The sequence below is a fragment of the Halobiforma nitratireducens JCM 10879 genome, assembly GCF_000337895.1.
Lineage (GTDB): Archaea > Halobacteriota > Halobacteria > Halobacteriales > Natrialbaceae > Natronobacterium > Natronobacterium nitratireducens.
Genome location: NZ_AOMA01000162.1, coordinates 1 through 4156 on the forward strand (window position 1 = coordinate 1; position 4156 = coordinate 4156).

A 4156-nucleotide genomic window follows, 5' to 3' on the forward strand; every position below is an offset into this window, starting at 1 on the left:
GTCCCTGATCTCTCGGCGCTGAAAGACTACATCTCACGAGGAGTGAACACGATCAACGAACCAAACATTTGGCCGTCTCTTACCGGTAAAGATTCGACCTAAACACTATCACTCGAGAACGACCGGGACACGATCTACCGTGAACGAGCCCACCGCTCTCGGGTGGCACCATGGCGTCGAAAGAACGACGCCGCCGAGGTGGCCGACGGACCGGACAGAATCAGAACTCGTGTTCGACCTCTTCCTCGTCGGCTTTCTGGATGATGATCTTGCCGTCTCGGACCCGGACGAAAACCTCGTCGCCGATGTCCATGCCCGCGACTGCGAGTTCGTCCTCGTGGAGGTTCAGGTGGACGTTGTGGTAGTTGCCGTCTTCGTCTTTCGCACCGCTTGGACTCAGCTTCTTTTTCCGAACCATCGCGGGATTCTATGACGAACTTCGCCGTAGGATATACTTAAGTGTTTTCTACGCGCTGGCGAACGATCGCCCGCAACGAAGCCCTCCCGCGAACGAAAACCCACGAAATTCCCCACGAGGAGCCGGTAGTGCGGAACGGTGTCTCACCATCCTACTTAAACATACCGCCGCAGTCGGTCGATTATCGGGGATATCTTTATAACATCGCATGCGCTGGGTTGACACGGAGGCGAAATCATGGTACGCGAAGACGGTAAACGAAACTTTGCGCTGCGAGAATCGGACGGCGAAGAGTCGAGCGTCTTCTCGGGGAACACGCCCCGACAGGCCGCACTCAAGGCCGCTCGTCGACTTGAGCCCGGCCCGAGCGAAGACGAGACAGACCGCGTCGAACTGCGACTGCGCGAGAAAGGAACTGACAAGGTCCACATCTACGACGGATGGGCCTGGGAGGAGACTGCGCCGGAGGACAAGCCCGACTGGATGCCCGAAGAGATCACGGAGGCTAACGTCTCCAAGAAGGGGATCGAGCACCTCGACGAGTGAACGCGGTCATTTTTCTCGTGACCGTCCCTGACAGGCAGGGACCGGAGTGTAGTGTAGTGTAGTGTAGCGTCTCGCAGTGGAGTGTGCTGGCACGTGGATCGGTGCTGAATCCGGGAGTGGTCAGTGTCGTTCGTCGGTATCGACTCGAGTTTGAGGGTTGTCAGACGGAGACGCAGACGACGAGGGCTCCGTCGCGATCTCGAACCTGGCACCGCCATGTTCGCTCTCCCTGGCGGCGACGGACCAGCCGTGAGCCGAGACGATCGTCTCGACGATCGAGAGTCCAAGCCCCGTCCCACCGCCTTCCGTGTACCCTTCCTCGAAGATGCGATCGCGTCGATCCGGGGGAATACCGACGCCGTCGTCCGCCACCGCGAACCCGTCGTCGGTCGCCTCGACCCGGATGCAGACCTCTCCATCGTTGTGCTCGATGGCGTTCCGAATCAGGTTCTCGAGAGCCTGTCGAAGCCGCCCGCGGTCCGCATCGATCGTCGGCAGTTCACCGGCGTCGAACTCGAGGGTCGCGTCCTCGGTCGCGACGTCGTTCCAGGCCGCCTGGACGACCGCCTCGAGCGCCACGGACTGGGTCTGGCCGACGCTGTCGCCGTCGCGGGCGAGCGTGAGGAGGTCCTCGATCATGTCTTCCATCCGCTCTGTCGCCTCGATCACGTCCTCGAGATAGTCGTCGTCGCCGGTTTCGGCGACCAGTTGGGCCGATCCGGAGATAACGTTCAGCGGATTTCGCAGGTCGTGGCTAACGACGGAGGCGAACTGCTCGAGGCGGTCGTTTTGCCGGACGAGTTCGCGGCGGCGGCGGCGGCGCTCGAGACGGTGGCCGATCAGTTCGCCCAGCGTCCGCAGCTGGCGACGGACCGTGGTCGGCCACGGTCGGCGGTGGCGTCCGGCGACGACGAGAACGCCGGTCAGCTCCCAGTCGACGACGATCGGGATCGCGAGCAGCGCCTCGAGGTCGCGTTCCTCGAGATACACACGAGACGTCGAATCCAGGGCCGAGTCAGCGTCCGCCGCCCCTTCGCCGCCGGACATCGTCTCTATATCGCCGATGAACCCCTCGGGGATTTCGAAGTCGTCGTCGGAGCCGACCTCGGCGTCTGCGGCCAGCGACGACTCCAGCGTTGCCTCCGGCGAGGAGTCCGGTCCGGTCTCGGCTGGAATCGCGTGAACGTCGAACGCCCGGATCGCGTCGCGGTATCCGGGAAACGACGCGGTCGGAAGCGGTTCGGGCTCGTTCTCGCCGATCGACTCCGGTCGAGCGAACCAGGTATGTGTGGGGACGAACCGGTCCGTCTCGCGCTCGTAGTCGAAAACGAGCGCCCTGTCGGCGTCGAGCCGTTTCCCGACCGACTCGAGGCCCCACTCGATCTCGATGTCTACCTCGTCGGGGGCCGCACCCATCAGCGAGCGGGCGATCTCGAGGACCGTCTCACCGGCGTCGGCGACCGACTGCTCGTACCGGTCGTCGATCCGGTTTCGAAGCCGACGGACCGGGTCGTGGTGATCGTGCTCGTAGTCGTGTCCGGGTTCGGCGTCGCCCGCATCGTCGGCATCCACGTCGCGATACACGACATCGGAGACCGCCGCCTCGAGCAGCGCCTCAGCCCACTCGCGACACGTCCCGTCGATATCGGCGACCGAGACGAACGGCACGATCGGAAGATCGGGGCGCGTCGCTCCGAGTGCCTCCAGCGAGTCAGTTAGCGTGGTGGTTCCATCCGTCGCGTCGCTTGCGAGAACGAGACAGTCCACGTCCGCGTCCGCGTCGAGCAACTCGCGTGGCGAGTCGGCTTCCGAAACCGTCGTCACGCGATAGGTCGGCTCGAGTGTCTCCCTGACCCGCTCGCGGACCGCGTCGTCAGCGCCGGCGTACCGGACGTGAAAGGAGCGACGGCCCGTCTCAGTCACCTGTGTACACCCCTCTCGTCAACGTGATCCCCGTGATTGCATACAGGTTCTCCAGTTGACCGATATAATTTGTGGCAGATCGGCGGCGATCATCGCCGGACCCGGGGTGTTTTTGCCGGGGACCCTGCAATAAGCTCTCGATGACCGCAGTCACGCTCGGCCCCGAAGGGACCTACTCACACCGCGCGGCGACGGCCGTCGCCGACGACGACGAGATACACTTTCGCCAGTCGGTGACCGCGATCGTCGACGCCGTCGACGCCGGCGAACACGACCGCGGGATCATTCCGATCGAGAACAGCATCGAAGGCTCGGTCACGGAAAGTCTAGACGCTCTCGCGGAGTACGACGTCGCCGTCGTCCGCGAGATCGTTACCCCGATCCGACACGCCCTGCTCGCCCAGGGACCGGAGTTCGACACGATCGCCAGCCACTCCCAGGCGCTCGCGCAGTGTCGCTCCTACCTCGAGCAGAAGTATCCCGAGGCAACCCTCGAGGCGGTCGCGAGTACCGCTCAGGGCGTCGAGTTCGCCCGCGACGACCCGTCGATGGCGGGGATCGGCCACCCCGCGAACGCCGGCAACGGCACGGACCTCGAGGTGCTCGCGGAAGACATCCAGGATCGGGACTCGAACGCGACGCGGTTTTTCGCGGTCGCACCCGCCGAGGAACGCTCGAACGGTGGCGGCAAGACCTCGCTCGTCGTCTACCCGAACGCGAACTACCCCGGGCTCCTGCTCGAACTCCTTGAGCCGTTCGCGGACCGGGCGATCAACCTCACCCGCGTCGAGTCCCGACCGAGCGGCCAGCGGCTCGGCGACTACGTCTTCCACATCGACATCGAAGCCGGCCTCTACGAGTCGCGAACGGTCGACGCTCTCGAAGAGATCGAGGACCTCGCCGAGAACGGCTGGGTACGACGGCTCGGATCGTACGATACGGAACACGTCGTCGAGTAACGGTCGACGGTCGTTTCGGTAGTCCGACAGTCCGATCGTCCGACAGTCATCGTCGAGACAGCACACGGACGACGCCACCGAAAATCGTTTCCGCGCGTTCGCAGTACGGCCACCCACACCATGCCGCTCGAACCTGGCGCGGACGCACCCACGATAACCGCACCGAACCAGGACGGCGAGGACCGTACCCTCGAGTTCGAGACACCGACCGTCCTCTACTTCTACCCGCGGGACGACACCCCGGGCTGTACCGTCGAGGCAACCCAGTTCCAGCGAGAGCTCGAAACCTATCGGGACGCGGGCGTGGCGG

The 4156-nt window shown here is 64.1% G+C and carries 5 protein-coding genes; 3 read left to right on the plus strand and 2 right to left on the minus strand.

Annotated features, from left to right (window positions below; all coding sequences use genetic code 11):
* Positions 1 to 220: 220 nt before the first annotated feature.
* Positions 221 to 418: a hypothetical protein gene (locus tag C446_RS15380; protein ID WP_006674053.1), complete on the minus strand. Its 198-nt coding sequence runs from the start codon at positions 416 to 418 to the stop codon at positions 221 to 223.
* A gap of 237 nt (positions 419 to 655) precedes the next feature.
* On the opposite strand from C446_RS15380, the gene C446_RS15385 reads away from it, so the two are divergent.
* Positions 656 to 964 carry a non-histone chromosomal MC1 family protein gene (locus C446_RS15385; protein ID WP_006674054.1) on the plus strand — a complete coding sequence of 103 codons (309 nt, stop codon included), beginning with the start codon at positions 656 to 658 and terminating at the stop codon, positions 962 to 964.
* A gap of 120 nt (positions 965 to 1084) precedes the next feature.
* Here the strand turns inward: C446_RS15385 and C446_RS15390 are convergent, their stop codons facing one another.
* The gene (locus C446_RS15390) at positions 1085 to 2887 is read right to left on the minus strand and encodes a sensor histidine kinase (protein ID WP_006674055.1); all 1803 of its coding nucleotides are present in this window, start codon (positions 2885 to 2887) and stop codon (positions 1085 to 1087) included.
* A 140-nt stretch (positions 2888 to 3027) separates the two neighbouring features.
* Between C446_RS15390 and pheA the strand changes: the two genes are divergently transcribed.
* Entirely contained in the window at positions 3028 to 3846 is an 819-nt protein-coding gene (gene pheA / locus C446_RS15395) for a prephenate dehydratase (protein WP_006674056.1), read from the plus strand.
* A 120-nt stretch (positions 3847 to 3966) separates the two neighbouring features.
* Positions 3967 to 4156, plus strand: a 190-nt coding sequence (locus tag C446_RS15400) for a redoxin domain-containing protein (protein WP_006674057.1), incomplete at its 3' end; no start/stop codon positions are given.